Raw genomic sequence first — 13560 nt, forward strand, 5'->3', positions numbered from 1 at the left:
GCGGCGTTGGCGACGATCATGAACTCCCGGGACGGCCAGGTCAAGCAGCGCGGCCGCCCCGGATCCCGCGGCTACGTCTCGATGTCCGCGACCAGCCAGTCGCCGTCGACCTTCTCCATGGTCAGCGTGGCCCAGTTCTTGTAGACGACCGGCTGCTTCTCGACCCTGTTGGTGCGGCTCATGTCGACCAGCACGAAGACCTGGGCGCGGTTCTCGTCGGCCCGCACGAGACCAGACCGGACCAGCTCGGCCTCGACGACGGTGCGGGTGCGCGGCGCGTTCTGCTCGATCACGCCGTCGATGAACTTGTCGTACTCCTCGCGGTAGTCACCGGTGAGGTACTGCTGGCCGGCCGCCCGCGTCCTGTCGAGGTCGCGGCCGTCGTAGGAGAGCAGCGGGACGATCGCCCGCTCCGCCGCCGCCCGGGCCTGCTCGGACGCGTCCTGGACCGCCCGGTCGGAGGGGACCGTCGCCGCCACCACGGCCGCGGCACCGGCGACCAGGAGCGTGACGACCCCGACGCCGACGAGCAGCCAGGCGGGCACGACCCGCCGCAGCCCCGTCGCGGCGGGGCTGGGCTCCGGCTCGAGCTCGGGCTCGGCCTCCGGCTCGGTGGTCGAGGCGGGGGCCTGGGCGGCGAGCTCGGCGTCGTACGCCGCGCGCCGGTCGGCGTCGAGCAGCACCTCGGCCGCGCGGTTGAAGGAGGTGAACCGGCGGTCGGTGGGGTCGAGGTCGGCGATCGCGGCGCGCCAGGCGACCCGGATCTCCGACTCGCTGGCGTCGTCGTCGACTCCGAGGAGGTCGTACCAGCTGGGGGTGTTCACTGCTCCACCTCGCTGACCGGGGTGTAGTCGTCGACCAGCCACTCGCCGTCGGTGCGCACCAGGTCGACCTGCCAGCGCAGCAGGTCGGGCTCGGCCTGCACCCGCTTGGAGTCGTCCTTCGGGTCGGGGTAGCTGCCGGTGACGCCGGCGGCGACGATCGCAGTGGCGTCGTCGGTGCCGACCGACTCGACGCCCACGCCGTACACCTCCACGGTGCGGCCGTAGGCGGCCTGGGTGACCATCTTCTCGGCGATCGGCAGCCCGGACTTCTCGAAGTCGGCGGCGAACTTCGGGGTGATGACCTCGCTGACCTGCTCCAGGTACGCCGGGAGGCGGCCGTCGTCGTCGAGCTGGTCGGGGCCGTAGGTGTTCAGGCGCAGCACGAACTGCTCGGTCTGGCTCTGCACGGCCTCGCGCGCCGACTGCGCCTCGTCGGCCGCACCGCGGCGCTCGGCGAGCAGCCACACGAGGCAGCCCGCCGAGGCGAGCAGCGCCAGCACGAGCACGCCGAGCACCACGAGGCGGGCGGTGCCCTGGGGGCGTCCGCCGGGCGCGTCGGACGTGGGGTCGGTGGTGGTCACCTCGGGCTCGTGGTCAAGGGCTGGAGAAATAGCCACTTCCAACTCTCCTCTCCGAAGCTCGACGGCGCAGCACTCCCGGCGCGGTCGGAGTCGATCCGGCCGCCGTCGGCCGGGTCGGTCCAGCGCAGGCGGTTCGACTCGGGGTCGTACTTCGCGATCACCGGCGAGCGGTAGTCGGGGGCGGCCCGCTGCAGGTTCTGGGGGCCGCGCGCGTTGCTCTTCGAGGCCGGCTCGGTGCAGCCGGCCTGCTCGTTCATCGGCCAGTCGCTGCCGTCCTGCGGCGGACGGGTCTCGGTGGTCTCGTAGCCCGCGTGGCAGACCGGGTTGTCGGTCATGATCAGCCCGAAGTGCGCGTCGTACAGACCGGTGTCGGGCGACTTGGAGACGACCGTGTAGCTGCCCTCGACGACGTACGGGTAGATGACGAGGATCTGGCGGATGCCCGGGAGGTTCTCGACGATCACCTCGCCGGTCGTGACCAGGTTGTTGATCAGCTCGCCCAGGTCGACGCCGTACTGCTCGAGGAAGGTCCGCAGCTGGTCGGCCGTCGCCGAGCCGCTGTCGATCACCTCGCGCAGCGCCTTGTCGGAGCCCGCGAGCGTGCCGCTGAACAGGCTGAGCTCCTTCGCGAAGGTGCGGATGGCGCCGGCCTTGTCGGCCTGCGTCCGCAGCACGGTGTTGCTGTCGCGGATCAGGGCCGTCGTGAGCTCGAAGTTCGCGTCGGCCTCGTTGATGAAGGAGTTGCCGGTGTCGATGATCTGCTGCAGGTCCTTGCCCGTGCCCCCGAACGCCTTGCCGAGCTCGTCGACCGTGGTGGCGAGCGCCTCCTGGTCGACCGACCGGACGGTGTCGGAGATGTCGGTCAGGAACTTCTCGGTCGCGATCGGGGTCTGCGTGTCCTCCATCGCGATCTCCGAGCTGTCCCGGAGGTACGGCGCCTCGTTGCTGCGCGGCTGGAGCTCGACGTACTGCTCCCCCACGGCCGACCGGTTGCCGACCACGGCGAGAGTGTCGGCCGGGATGTCGTCGAAGTCGTTGTCGATGTCGAGGTGGACGTCGACTCCCCCGTCGGTGAGGGTCATGTCGCCGACCTTGCCGATCTGGACGCCTCGGTAGGACACCTCGCCGCCCTCGTAGATGCCGCCGGAGCGCTCGAAGTGGGCGACGACGGTGTAGCTGTCGTCGATGAAGAACCGGTCGAGCCGCGCGTAGCGGGCGCCGACGTAGCTGACGCCGAGCAGCGTGATCATCACGAAGATCAGCAGCTGGATGCGGGTACGGCGGGTGATCATCGCGAGCTCACCATCCCGGGGACCATCAGCTCGACCAGGGCCGGGTCGAAGGCCTTGCTGAGCTGTCCCATCGTCGGCCCCCGCTTGCTCGAGGGCGTGGCGGTCGGGCCCACGGGTGCTCGGCCGAGGCCGAGCAGATCGCTCAGCACCGGGAGCGACGGGAGGCTCTCCGAGCCGGGCAGGTGCGGCAGGCCGGGGACCTGGTTGAGGGCGCGGCAGAGGGTGGTGTCCTTGTTCTCGTCCTTGAGGCACGCCGACCGCAGCTTGGCGAGGCCGCCGACGGCGCCCAGCAGCTGCTGGCACTTGGCGCTGGACAGGTCGCCGCTGGTGAGGCACTCGGAGAGCAGCGGCACCAGGCGCGTCGGCTCGAGGTCGCCGGGCAACAGCGTCGGCAGCCCGGTCGGGAGGCCGTCGATGCCGCCGGAGAGGTCGACGTCGAGCTGGATCGAGAGGTTGGTGTAGTCGCCCATGTGCAGGTTGCGGGCGACCTGCGGGTCGCGACCGACGGCCTCGTCGACGAAGGGGTAGGTCAGGAAGACGTTGAAGGACTTCACGAACGCGTCGCCGGAGTTGGCGAGCTCCTCGACCACGGGGTTGAGCTGCTCGAGCGCCTTGATCGTGCCCTCCTTGGAGGCCTGGATGACCTGGACCCCGACCGAGCTCAGGTCCTCGAGCGCGTGCAGCATCTTCACCAGGTCGCCGCGCTGCTTGTCGAGCGACGAGAGGGCGCTCGGGAGCTCCTCGAGGGCGGCGTCGATGGAGCCCTCCTGCGCGCGCACCTCCTTGGCCAGGCCGTTGACGGACTCGATCGCGGTGACGATGTCGTCCTTGTTCTCATCGATCTGCGACATGAACTGCCGGATCTGCTCGAGCACGGACCGGGTGGCGCCCTCGCGGCCCTCGAGGGCCTTGTTGATCTCGGTCGCGATGGTCTTCAGCTGGGCGACGCCGCCGCCGTTGAGCACCAGGCTCAGCGCGCCGAGCACCTCCTCGACCTCGGGGTTGCGGCCGGTCTGCTCGAGCGGGATCTCCCCGCCGTCGGCGAGGGTGCCCTGGGGGGCCTCCTCGGTGGGCGGGCCCAGCGACACGAACTTCTCGCCGAGCAGGCTGGTCTGGCGGATCTCCGCGACCGCGTTGGCCGGCAGGTCCGTGTCGTCGCGCAGCTCCATGGTCACGACGGCGTGGCCGTCCTCGAGGACGACGTCGGTGATCTGGCCGACGCTGACGTCGTTGACCTTCACCGTCGACTTCGGCACCAGGTCGAGCACGTCGCGGAACTCCGCCGAGACCGTGATGGCGTCGTCGCCGACGTCGGCGCCACCGGGCAGCGGCAGCTTGTAGACGTCGAAGTCGCAGCCGGTCAGCAGCAGGGCACCGGCCAGCACCCCGGCCAGGGTGCGCAGGATCGTCGCCGGCCGCCTCATCGGTCGTCCTCCACGAGGCCGCCGAGGGTCGGGTCGAACCGGTCGCCCGACGTACGTCCGCCCGGCCCGCTGCGGCCCAGCGCCTGCTTGACGAGGCCGCACATGGCGCCCGACTTGTCGGCCTGGCCGACGATGCCGCAGAGGAACGAGCTGGGGTCGCTCGAGATCTGGTGGCCGATCATGCCGAGGTTGGCGTTGGTGTCGAGCGTGCCCGACTCGGGGTTGTAGGTCAGCGCCAGGTTGTTGAGCGCGAGCGGCCCGGTCTTCAGGATGTCGTCGAGCTCGGCGCGGCGCTTGACCAGGACCTTCGAGACCCGGTTGAGCCCGACGATGTTGTCGCCGAGGGCCTGGCGGTTCTCCTTGACGAACGTCGTGACCTGGCCGAGCGCCGTCGACAGGTTGTCCAGGGCCTGCGCGAGCTCCTGGCGCTCGCCGGACAGCATCGAGGAGACGTCGGCCAGCGAGTCGTTGAACTTGCGCACGGTCTGGTCGTTCTCGGCGAGCGTGCCGATGAACCCCTGGAGCTTGCGGGCCGACCCGAAGAGCTCCTCCTTGTTGTCGTCGAGCGTCGTGCTCAGCCGACCGAAGTCCTTGATCGTCTGGTTGAACCGCTCCCCCTGCCCGCCGAAGTTCGCGGCCGTGCTCTGGAGCAGGTCGGTGAGCGCGCCCTTCTTGTTGGCGCCGTTGGGGCCGAGGGCGACGGTGAGGTCGTCGATGCTCGTGTAGATCTGGTCGAGCTCGAGCGGCACGGCGGTGCGGTCCCGGTCGAGTGTGGCGCCGTCGGCGAGCACCTGGCCCTCGGTGAAGACCGGGGTGAGCTGGACGAAGCGGTCCCCCACGATCGAGGGCGCGACGATGGCGGCCTTGGCGTCGGCCGGCACCTGCACGTCGGCGTCGTAGTGCATCGTGACGACCACGTCGGTGCCGGACGGCGTCACGGTGTCGACCTTCCCGACGGGTACGCCGAGCACGCGCACGTCGCTGCCCTCGTAGATCGAGATCGTCCGCGGGAAGTGCGCGGTCAGCGTCTTGGTGTCCTCGCTGCGGAACATCGTGAAGGCCGCCGCCACGAGGAGCAGCGCCAGCACGGCGGGGATGAGGACGCGCTTCAGCATGGCCATGTCAGCGACCCACCTGCGGGACCGGGGGCATGTTCTGGATGTAGGTGTCGAACCACGGCCCGTTGCCGAGCGTGCTGGCGAAGACCCGGTAGAAGGGCTTCATCAGCCGCAGGCTGTTGTCGAGGTTGTCCTCGTTCTTGTTGAGGACCGCCACGACGTTGCGGAGGTGGTCGAGTGCCGGCTCGAGGTCCTCGCGACTCTGCTCCACGAGCGTCGTGAGCTCCTTCGAGAGAGTGGCCGTCGAGACCAGCAGGTTGTGGACGGCGTCGCGGCGCGCGACCAGCGCGGTGAAGAGGACCTCGGAGTCCTTCATCAGCCCGACGATGTCCTGGTCGCGCTCGTCGAGCACGCTGGTGACGCGGTCGAGGTTCTTCAGCAGGGTGTTGATCTGCTCGTCGCGCGCGGCGATGTTCGTCGACAGGGCGGAGACGCCGTCGAGGGCCTCGCGGAACTCCTCGGGCGTGTTGCGGGTCAGGTCGGCCAGCGTCGTCAGGGACTTCGCGAGCTGGTCGGTGTCGATCCGCTCCGAGGTGGACGCGAGCCCCGAGAACGCGTCGACGACGTCGTACGGCGAGCTGGTGTGCTCCACAGGGATCTCGCTCCCCGCGTCGAGCTGGCCTGAGCCGGCGGGCTCGAGCGAGAGGAACATCGCGCCGAGCAGCGTCTTCACCTTGATCGCGGCGCGCGTGTCGGGCCCGAAAGCCGACTCGGTGTCGACGCGGAACTTCACCTGCACGTGGTCGCCGTCGAGCTCGACCGACTCGACCTTGCCGACCCGGACGCCCGCGATGCGCACCTCGTCGTTGGCCTTGAGCCCGCCGGACTCGGCGAACGCGGCGTAGTAGGTGTCGCCGCCGCCGATCACCGGCAGGTCCTGCGCACGGAACGCCGCGAGCACCAGCAGGGCCACGACGGCGAGGCTGACCGCCCCGATCACCACCGGGTTGCGCTCGCGGAAGGACGTGGGCTTGCGGGTCGTCATCCGAGATCACACCTGTCGGAGCCGGTGTTGTAGTCGACCGGGACCGAGGTGCCGCCCGGCAGGCGCACGCGTCCCTGGAAGTGGCAGAGGTAGAAGTTGAACCACGAGCCGTACGCCGCCGTGCGGCCGATCTTGTTGAGCTTGATCGGCAGCACCTGCAGCGACCGGTCGATCTCGGCCTTGCCGTCGTCGAGGTGCTTGCCCAGTCGGCGCAGCTGGTGGATGTCGTCGACGAACGGCTCGCGGATGCCGGAGACGAGGCCCGCAGTCTCGACCGAGAGGTCCGAGATCTCGTCGAGCGACCCGAGGATGGCCTTGCGGTCCTCGGTCAGGCCGCCGACGAAGGTGCGGAACGTCGTGATCAGCTGGCTGAGCTGGTCGTCGCGGTCGCCGATGTGGTCGAGCACCTCGTTGAGGTTGTCGATGAGCTCGCCGATGATCTGGTCGCGGCTGGCCAGGGTGGACGTCACCGACGCCGTGTGGGACAACAGCCCCTCGAGCGTCCCGCCCTCGCCCTGGAAGACCTGGACGATCTCGTAGGACAGCTGGTTGATGTCGGCCGGCGACAGCGCCTGGAAGAGAGGCTTGAAGCCGTTGAACAGCACGGTCAGGTCGAGCGCCGGCGTGGTCCGGCTGACCGGGATCGTGGCTCCGGCCTTCAGCGTGCCCGTGTCGCCGATCTCGTCGGTGAGCGAGATGTAGCGCTGGCCGACCAGGTTGCGGTAGCGGATCGCCGCGTGCGTGGCCTGGCTCAGCGACTCGGTCTCGTCGACGGAGAAGGTCACCAGCGCCCGGGTGCGGTCGACGATCTCGACGTCCTGGACGCTGCCGACCTTGACGCCGGCGATCCGCACGTCGTCGCCCTTGACGACGCCCGTGGCGTCGACGAACTCGGCGCGGTACTCGCGCTTCGGCGAGAACGACACGTTGCCGATCGTGACGACCAGGACCGAGGTGGCCAGCGTGGTCACCACGATGAACACGAGCAGCTTGACCAGGTCGACGCCGGTGCGGCGGTCGAGGAGCATCATCGGAGCGACACCTCCGCACCGCGCGCCATCGGACCCACCAGGAGCGGGCCGATGTCGGGTACGTCGGACGCGCTCACGCCCAGCCCGGGCCCGAGCAGCGAGCGCAGCACCTCGGTCTCCGCGGGGCTGCCCGGACCGGCGTTGCGGAACCAGGCGTTGGGCCCCACGCGGCTGGTGCCCTTGCCGGTCGGCTCGTCGATGCCGTCGTCGAAGTCGGGCTGGTGCCGCACCGGGTTCTCCTGGCTCCAGGGCGGGTCGAGCAGGTGCATGCACGAGGCGGGGCCGCGGTCCTCGCCGAAGCGCGGGAGGTCCTGCGGGCCGTAGGGCCGCGGCTGGTGCGGCAGCGTCTCGAGGACGATGTGGAGCACGAAGCCGCGGAACGCCTCGGCCTGCCGCTCGCCGGCGCCCACGATGCCGCGCGTCAGGCACTCGAACTCCGGCGCGTACTTCGCGAACACCTTCAGCTGGTCCTCGCCGATCTCGCTGAAGCGGATCAGGTTGTCGCCGTTGGCGTCGAGGAAGGCCTCGGCGGTCCCGGAGGCCGACGCGACGTCCTTGAACAGCGCGTTCAGCTTGTCCTCGCGGCCCTCGAGCGTGCCGGTCGTCAGCACGGTGTCGTCGATGATCTGGGCGATCTGCGGCAGCACGTCGGCGTAGTTGTCGGACACCTGGGCGGTCAGCCTCAGGTCCTCGACCAGCGCGGGGATCTGCGGGTTGATCTTCTGGAGGTAGCTGTCGAGGGTCTCGATGTTCTCGCCGAGCTCCTCACCGCGACCCTCGAGCGCCGTGGCGAGCGCGTTGAGGGTCTGGTTGAGCTCGGCGGGCTGGACGGTGCGCAGCAGCGGGTAGAGGTCGGAGAGCACCTGCTCGACCTCGGTCGAGACGGTGGTCCGCTCGATGGTCGCGCCGGAGGCGATCGGGTCGGCCGAGGGGTCGTCCGGCACCACGAGGGAGACGTACTTCTCGCCGAAGAGCGTCTTCGGCACGATCGAGCCGGTGACGTTGGCAGGGATCGAGTCGAGCTGGCTCGGGTAGATGCCGAGCGTGAGCTCGGCGCCGTCACCGGTCGACTCGAAGTCGAGCACCTCCCCGACCAGGACGCCACGGACCTTCACGTCGGCGCGGGTGGGCAGCTGCAGTCCGATCGTCGAGGTGCGCAGCGTCAGCTCCTCGTAGTCCGTGAACTTCTTCGAGAAGATCGCGTAGGTCAGGTAGACCCCGGCCAGGAGCAGGCAGAGGAAGAGGATCCCCATCACCTTGGGGAGCGCGAAGCTCCCGACGCTGCTGCGCATCGGCGTCACCCGGCCAATCGGACGGTCGTGGTGGTGCCCCAGATCGCCATCGACAGGAACAGGTCGATGACGTTGAGCGCGACGATGCTGGTGCGCACGGCCTTGCCGACGGCGACGCCGACGCCGGCGGGACCGCCCGAGGCGTTGTAGCCGTGGTAGCAGTGGATCAGGATGACGGTCACCGCGAAGACCAGTACCTTGCCGAAGGACCACAGCACGTCGCCCGGCGGCAGGAACTGGTTGAAGTAGTGGTCGTAGGTGCCGGTGCTCTGCCCGAAGAACTGGGTGACGGTCAGGCGGGTCGCGAAGTACGACGCCAGCAGGCCCACGACGTACAGCGGGATGATCGCGATCAGGCCGCCGATGATCCGGGTGGTCACCAGGAACGGCAGCGACGGGATCGCCATCACCTCGAGGGCGTCGACCTCCTCGGAGATCCGCATCGCGCCGAGCTGGGCGGTGAAGCCGCAGCCCACGGTCGCGGCCAGCGCGATGCCGGCGACGAGCGGGGCGATCTCGCGGGTGTTGAAGTACGCCGACACGAAGCCCGAGAACGCGGCCGTGCCGATCTGGTTCAGCGCGGCGTACCCCTGCAGGCCCACCTCGGTGCCGGTGAAGAAGCACATCGCGACGATCACGCCGACGGTGCCGCCGATGACCGCGAGGGCGCCGGAGCCGAGCGTCACCTCGGCGAGGATCCGCAGGATCTCCTTCTTGTAGCGCCGGACGGTCCGCGGGGTCCACGCGAGCGCCTTCACGAAGAAGAGCAGCTCCGCGCCGAGGTCGTCGAGGAACTTCGCCGGCCGCTCGTAGACGGCTCTCATGCTCGCCACGCCGTCACCCCGTCTTCGGTGGGACTAGCTGGAAGTAGATCGCGCTCATCACGAAGTTGACGATGAAGAGGAGCATGAAGGTGACGACGACCGACTCGTTCACGGCGTCGCCGACGCCCTTCGGCCCGCCCTTGGCGTTCATGCCCTTGTAGCAGGCGACGATCGCGGCGATCAGGCCGAAGACCAGCGCCTTGACCATGCCTTGCCACAGGTCTGGAAGCTGTGCGAGCGCGGTGAAGCTCGCCAGGTAGGAGCCTGGTGTGCCGTCCTGCAGGACCACGTTGAAGACGTAGCCGCCCGCCACGCCGACGACGCTGACCAGGCCGTTGAGGAAGACGGCGACGAGCATGCAGGCGAGCACGCGGGGTACGACGAGGCGCTGGATCGGGTCGATGCCCAGCACCATCATGGCGTCGAGCTCCTCGCGGATCTTCCGGGCTCCGAGGTCGGCCGCGATGGCCGAGCCGGCGGCTCCGGCGATCAGCAGCGAGGTCGCGATCGGGCCCGCCTCCCTGACCACGGCGAGGACGGCGGCGGAGCCCGTGAAGGACTGGGCGCCGAACTGCTTGATCAGCCCTCCGACCTGCAGCGCGATCACCGCGCCGAACGGGATCGCGACCAGCGCGGTCGGGATGATCGTCACCGAGGCGATGAACCACGCCTGCTGGATGAACTCCCGGGTCTGGAACGGGCGCCGGAAGACGTTGCGGCCGACGTCGAGACCGAAGGCGAAGAGGTTGCCGGCGGTCCCGACGGGTGCCAGCACCCGATGGGCGGTGAGGGAGGACATGGTCAGCCGCCGGTCGCCATCGACATGCCCATCGAGAAGGACCCGGGCGGGGGGATCACGCCGTTGTCGCGGCACCAGCCACCGGCCGGTCGCTGGCTGCGGCGCGGGATGCCGTTGGACGGCTCGAGCTGCATCGGGATCGGCGGCAGCGGCGGCATCTCCCGGCCGCGCTCGGCCTCGAGCTCGTCGGCGTCCTTCTCCTCCGACATGCCGATCGGACCGATGGTCTGGGCGTTCAGGAACTGGCGGACGACCGGCTCCTCGGAGGACAGCAGCATCTCGCGCGGCCCGAACATCGCCAGGTGGCGGTGGTAGAGCAGCCCGATGTTGTCGGGGACGGTGCGAGCGGTGTTGATGTCGTGGGTGACGATGAGGAACGTCGCGTCGATCTGCGCGTTGAGGTCGACGAAGAGCTGGTTGATGAACGACGTACGCACCGGGTCGAGGCCGGAGTCCGGCTCGTCGATCAGCAGGATCTCGGGGTCGAGCACGAGGGCGCGGGCCAGGCCGGCGCGCTTGCGCATGCCGCCGGAGATCTCGCCGGGCAGCTTGTCCTCGGCGCCGAGCAGGCCGACGAGGTCCATCTTCTCCATGACGATGTCGCGGACCTCGGACTCCGACTTGCGGGTGTGCTCGCGCAGCGGGAAGGCGACGTTGTCGTAGAGGTTCATCGAGCCGAACATGGCGCCGTCCTGGAACAGCACGCCGAAGAGCTTGCGGATCTCGTAGAGGTCCCGCTCGGAACAGGTGGCGATGTCGGTGCCCTCGATGATGATCGAGCCCTGGTCGGGCTTGATCAGCCCGATGAGGCTCTTCAGGAAGACCGACTTGCCGGTGCCCGACGGGCCCAGCATCACCGATATCTCCCCGGCGGGGATCGTCAGGGAGACGTTGCCCCAGATGAGCTGCTTCCCGAACGACTTGGTGAGGTTCTCGACCGCGATCTCGACGCCCATGGTCTGTCCCTGTCCCTCCTTGCGCTGTCGCGCGCCAACAGCACGCTCGGACCACTCCCCGTCTCCCTGACCGATATCAACGGCGGCCGACGGGCGAAGTTACGCGCGAGTTTCCTTCCCGTTGTCGGGATCGCTGACACCCCGGAATCGGGGCGGATCCGTCCGGAAATGGCGCGCAGGGACCGGAAAATTGCCACGAGGGGCGGCCACCCAGTGGGTGACCGCCCCTCGTGGAGGTGCAGCTACGAGACCTGCGTCACTTGAGGGTGACGGTGGCGCCGGCGGCCTCGAGGGCCTCCTTGGCCTTGTCCGCGGCCTCCTTGTTGGCCTTCTCGAGGACCGGCTTCGGGGCGCCCTCGACCAGCTCCTTGGCCTCCTTCAGGCCGAGCGAGGTCAGCGCGCGCACCTCCTTGATCACGTTGATCTTCTTGTCGCCGGCCGACTCCAGGATGACGTCGAACTCGTCCTGGGCCGCGTCGCCGGCGGCGTCGCCGGCGGCAGCGCCGCCCGCGGCCGGGGCAGCCGCAACGGCAACCGGGGCAGCGGCGGTGACGCCGAAGGTGTCCTCGAACTGCTTCACGAACTCGCTGAGCTCGATCAGCGTCATCTCCTTGAACGCGTCGAGGAGCTCGTCGGTGCTGAGCTTCGCCATGGTGGCGCTTCCTTCCATTCGGTGGCCCGCGGTGTCACCCGGGGCCGGGTTTCAGGTGGTGTGTACGCCGGGGCCTCAGGCCTCGGCGGTCTCCTCGTCAGAGGCGGCCTCGGCGGCGGGCTCCTCAGTGGGAGCCGCCTCCTCGGCGGGAGCCTCGTCAGCGGCGACCGGCTCGGCCGAAGCCTGGCCAGCACCACCTGCGAGGATCGAGGGGTCCTGCTCGGCCTTCGCCTGGAGCGCACCCGCGAGGCGGGCGGCCTGGGCGAGCGGCGCGTTGAGCAGGTAGACGGCCTGGCTGAGCGAAGCCAGCATTGCGCCGGCCAGCTTGCCCAGGAGCACCTCGCGAGACTCGAGGTCCGCCAGCTTGGCGATCTCGGACGCGTCGAGGGGCTTGCCGTCGAGGACGCCACCCTTGATGACCAGGGTGGGGTTCGCCTTGGCAAAGTCACGCAGACCCTTGGCCGCCTCGACCACGTCGCCGTTGATGAAGGCGATGGCGGTCGGGCCGGTCAGCAGGTCGTCGAAGCCTTCGATGCCGGCCTCGGTGGCGGCGATCTTGGCCAGCGTGTTCTTGACCACGGCGTAGTTGGCGTTCTCGCCGAGGGAGCGCCGCAGTTCCTGCAGCTGCTTCACGGTGAGACCGCGGTACTCGGTCAGCACGGCACCGGCGGACTCGTTGAACGACTCAACGATGTCCGCGACGGCCGCCTGCTTGTCTGCCCGCGCCATGGGTCTCCTTCCGGTGGTGACCACCGGCCCCGGCCCGGAGAAAGACGAACGCCCCGAGCGCAGGCTCAGGGCGTGAAGTGGACTTCGTGCTCTGTCACCTGCGCGGGCCGTCCGCATCGCTGCGGAACCTTCGGTCAGGCTGCACTCTGCTCATCGGAACAGGGACAGCGCGACAACCAGCGGTCTTTGGTTTCGTGGAGAACAGTACGGCGCGACGGACGGCCCGGCCAAATCGACGACGCCCCGGCCCGACGAGCGGACCGGGGCGTCGTACGACGTCGACGTCAGGCCGAGGCGGCCTCGTCCTCGACCGCGACGTTGCGCGTGCGGTTCGGGTCGACCTGGACACCGGGGCCCATCGTCGTGGAGACGGTGACCTTCTTGATGTAGCGGCCCTTCGAGCTGGCCGGCTTCAGACGGAGCACCTCCTCCAGCGCCGCGGCGTAGTTCTCCGCGAGCTGGACCTCCGAGAAGGACGCCTTGCCGATGATGAAGTGCAGGTTGGCGTGGCGGTCGACGCGGAACTCGATCTTGCCGCCCTTGATGTCGGACACGGCCTTGGCCACGTCCGGCGTCACGGTGCCGGTCTTCGGGTTCGGCATCAGGCCACGCGGACCGAGCACGCGGCCGAGGCGGCCGACCTTGCCCATCATGTCCGGGGTCGCGACGACGGCGTCGAAGTCGAGCCAGCCGCCGGCGACCTTCTCGATCAGGTCGTCGCCACCGACGACGTCCGCGCCGGCCTCACGCGCGGCCTCGGCCTTGTCGGCGTTCGCGAACACCAGGACCTTGGCGGTCTTGCCGGTGCCGTGCGGGAGGTTGACGGTGCCCCGGACCATCTGGTCGGCCTTGCGCGGGTCGACACCCAGGCGCATGACGACGTCGACGGTCTCGTCGAACTTCTTCTTGGACGCGGTCTTCGCGATCTTGATCGCGGCCAGCGGGGCGTAGAGCTCGTCCTTGTCGAACGTCTCGGACGCCGCGCGGTAGGTCTTGCTGCGCTGCATGATGTTCCTCTGCTTTCAGGAGATGTGGTTAGCGAGCCAGCGCGGC

The 13560-nt window shown here is 69.3% G+C and carries 14 protein-coding genes; all 14 read right to left on the reverse strand.

All coding sequences use genetic code 11. From position 1 onward, the window contains the following. Positions 1-71: 71 nt before the first annotated feature. Positions 72-824 (reverse strand): J domain-containing protein, encoded by a 753-nt coding sequence (locus ACFQQI_RS20050; protein WP_378567788.1) that lies wholly within the window; start codon positions 822-824, stop codon positions 72-74. After that, entirely contained in the window at positions 821-1405 is a 585-nt protein-coding gene (locus tag ACFQQI_RS20055) for a hypothetical protein (protein ID WP_378567791.1), read from the reverse strand. Before ACFQQI_RS20055 ends, ACFQQI_RS20050 begins: the two co-directional genes overlap by 4 nt. Next, complete coding sequence (locus tag ACFQQI_RS20060) at positions 1402-2697, reverse strand: MCE family protein (protein ID WP_378567794.1); 1296 nt, start codon at positions 2695-2697, stop codon at positions 1402-1404. Before ACFQQI_RS20060 ends, ACFQQI_RS20055 begins: the two co-directional genes overlap by 4 nt. Continuing rightward, positions 2694-4121, reverse strand: coding sequence for an MCE family protein (locus ACFQQI_RS20065; RefSeq protein WP_378567797.1), 1428 nt, complete (start codon positions 4119-4121; stop codon positions 2694-2696). Before ACFQQI_RS20065 ends, ACFQQI_RS20060 begins: the two co-directional genes overlap by 4 nt. Next, entirely contained in the window at positions 4118-5242 is a 1125-nt protein-coding gene (locus tag ACFQQI_RS20070; RefSeq protein WP_378567799.1) for an MCE family protein, read from the reverse strand. The genes ACFQQI_RS20065 and ACFQQI_RS20070 overlap by 4 nt, the downstream gene beginning before the upstream one ends. Before the next feature lies 1 nt (position 5243). Continuing rightward, positions 5244-6224 carry an MCE family protein gene (locus ACFQQI_RS20075; protein ID WP_378567802.1) on the reverse strand — a complete coding sequence of 327 codons (981 nt, stop codon included), beginning with the start codon at positions 6222-6224 and terminating at the stop codon, positions 5244-5246. After that, on the reverse strand, positions 6221-7255 hold the full coding sequence (locus ACFQQI_RS20080; RefSeq protein WP_378567805.1) for an MCE family protein: 1035 nt from the start codon (positions 7253-7255) through the stop codon (positions 6221-6223). The genes ACFQQI_RS20075 and ACFQQI_RS20080 overlap by 4 nt, the downstream gene beginning before the upstream one ends. Continuing rightward, positions 7252-8547 (reverse strand): MCE family protein, encoded by a 1296-nt coding sequence (locus ACFQQI_RS20085; RefSeq protein WP_378567807.1) that lies wholly within the window; start codon positions 8545-8547, stop codon positions 7252-7254. The genes ACFQQI_RS20080 and ACFQQI_RS20085 overlap by 4 nt, the downstream gene beginning before the upstream one ends. A 5-nt stretch (positions 8548-8552) precedes the next feature. Continuing rightward, positions 8553-9371, reverse strand: a complete 819-nt coding sequence (locus ACFQQI_RS20090; protein WP_378569042.1) for an MlaE family ABC transporter permease — start codon at positions 9369-9371, stop codon at positions 8553-8555. A gap of 13 nt (positions 9372-9384) precedes the next feature. Further along, complete coding sequence (locus ACFQQI_RS20095; RefSeq protein WP_378567812.1) at positions 9385-10170, reverse strand: MlaE family ABC transporter permease; 786 nt, start codon at positions 10168-10170, stop codon at positions 9385-9387. Between the two features lie 2 nt (positions 10171-10172). After that, positions 10173-11126: an ABC transporter ATP-binding protein gene (locus ACFQQI_RS20100; RefSeq protein ID WP_378567815.1), complete on the reverse strand. Its 954-nt coding sequence runs from the start codon at positions 11124-11126 to the stop codon at positions 10173-10175. Between the two features lie 256 nt (positions 11127-11382). Beyond that, positions 11383-11778: a 50S ribosomal protein L7/L12 gene (gene rplL / locus ACFQQI_RS20105; protein ID WP_378567818.1), complete on the reverse strand. Its 396-nt coding sequence runs from the start codon at positions 11776-11778 to the stop codon at positions 11383-11385. A 75-nt stretch (positions 11779-11853) separates the two neighbouring features. Then, positions 11854-12507: a 50S ribosomal protein L10 gene (rplJ, locus tag ACFQQI_RS20110; protein ID WP_378567821.1), complete on the reverse strand. Its 654-nt coding sequence runs from the start codon at positions 12505-12507 to the stop codon at positions 11854-11856. A gap of 284 nt (positions 12508-12791) precedes the next feature. Next, positions 12792-13514 carry a 50S ribosomal protein L1 gene (gene rplA / locus ACFQQI_RS20115; protein WP_378567824.1) on the reverse strand — a complete coding sequence of 241 codons (723 nt, stop codon included), beginning with the start codon at positions 13512-13514 and terminating at the stop codon, positions 12792-12794. Positions 13515-13560 lie beyond the last annotated feature (46 nt).

This window comes from Nocardioides sp. GCM10030259 (assembly GCF_042666375.1).
Taxonomy (GTDB): domain Bacteria; phylum Actinomycetota; class Actinomycetes; order Propionibacteriales; family Nocardioidaceae; genus Nocardioides.